Origin of the sequence: Halomonas sp. Ps84H-12 (assembly GCF_024124725.1) — a bacterium.
Classification (GTDB): Bacteria; Pseudomonadota; Gammaproteobacteria; order Pseudomonadales; family Halomonadaceae; genus Vreelandella; species Vreelandella aquamarina.
This window is the reverse complement of sequence record NZ_JAMXSJ010000097.1, coordinates 1-1,076: the sequence shown is the minus strand read 5'-3', so window position 1 is coordinate 1,076 and position 1,076 is coordinate 1. Positions and strand designations below refer to the sequence as shown.

At 60.6% G+C, this 1,076-nt stretch carries 1 protein-coding gene and 1 pseudogene; both read left to right on the top strand.

Annotated features, from left to right (window positions below):
- A pseudogene (locus NH344_RS18205) lies at positions 1–365 on the top strand (catechol 1,2-dioxygenase); the annotation flags it as partial.
- Between the two features lie 80 nt (positions 366–445).
- The coding region (locus tag NH344_RS18200) for a Rieske 2Fe-2S domain-containing protein (RefSeq protein WP_253028296.1) at positions 446–1,076 on the top strand (631 nt) is incomplete at its 3' end.

Genomic DNA, 1,076 nt, shown 5'->3' with positions numbered 1-1,076 from the left:
CCCCCACCGATGTGGTGCTCAAGTCCCTCGGCCGCCACGGCGAGCGCCCGGCGCATATTCACTACTTTGTCTCTGCCCCGGGCCACCAGCACCTGACCACCCAGATCAACTTAGCCGGCGACCCCTACACCTTTGATGACTTCGCCTTTGCCACCCGCGAAGAGCTCGTCGTGCCCGCCGAGCGGATTGAAGACCCGGCTGAGATTGCCAAGCGTGAGCTGGACGGCCCCTTCGCCCAGGTGGTGTTCGACGTGGAGTTGGCACAAACCGACGCCGCCGAGCTACAAGTTCGCCACGCCCGCCCCCGCGCCAAGGAAGACGAGCAGGACCTGGCCAGCCAGCTGGCCGGCACGGCCAAAGTATAAACCCCTGTTTGAAAGGCGGGCCTCCCCCTTGGCCTGCCTTGACGCCTTAACAGCGCGACATAATAACGAGGAGAGAGATCATGACCACACAGCTTGATCAGCTCGAAGCCCGCGTGCGCGGTGCGGTACAAGACGACCCTGACAACGGTATTTTCCGCTGCCACCGCAGCATGTTTACAGATCCCGCTTTTTTCGAGCTGGAGATGAAACACATCTTCGAAGGCAACTGGGTATTTCTGGCCCATGAGAGCCAAATTGCCGAGCCGGGAGACTACTTCACCACCACCGTGGGTCGTCAGCCGGTGATTATCACCCGCGACAAGCAAGGCGAACTGCACGGCCTGATTAACGCCTGTGCCCACCGCGGCGCCACCCTGTGCCGTCGCAAGCGCGGCAACAAGGGCACCTTCACCTGCCCGTTCCACGGCTGGACCTTCAAAAACGACGGCCAACTGCTCAAAGCTAAAAACGAAAAGACCGGCGCCTACCCGGATACTTTCAAGCAGGACGGCTCCCATAACCTCAAGCGCCTCCCGCGCTTTGAGAACTACAAAGGCTTCCTGTTCGGCAGCCTGAGTGACGATGTGCAGCCGCTCGAACAGCACCTAGGTGAAACCACCAAGGTCATCGACAACATCGTCGACCAAGCCCCCGAAGGTCTTGAGATCCTGCGCGGCACCTCATCGTACACCTACACCGGCAACTGGAAGC